Below are 247 nucleotides of genomic sequence, written 5' to 3'. Positions count from 1 at the left end.
CCAATTGCCACTGCAACGCCTGTCGCGATTTCTACGGCACGCCGGTACTCTCCGCCACCGCGTGGGACCCAGCCCACGTCACCGTTGAACGCGGCGCCGCCGACCTCATCGCCTTCCAGCACCCCACACGCCAACTCAAGCGCCACTTCTGCCGCCATTGCGGAGAGACCCTCTTCGGCAACAATCGCCTGGGCATGGCGGTGATCCCTAACAGCCTCTTCGCGCGCGCCGCGCAGAACGGTTTGCC

The 247-nt window shown here is 66.0% G+C and carries 1 protein-coding gene; it reads left to right on the top strand.

Annotation, left to right across the window (positions count from 1 at the left end):
- Positions 1-247: GFA family protein (locus tag ACVA58_RS28505; protein ID WP_446513591.1), on the top strand; the 247-nt coding region annotated here is incomplete at both ends.

The organism is Photobacterium sp. DNB22_13_2 (assembly GCF_052873915.1).
The sequence above is the reverse complement of the archived record's forward strand: the minus strand, read 5'-3'. Positions and strand labels throughout refer to the sequence as shown.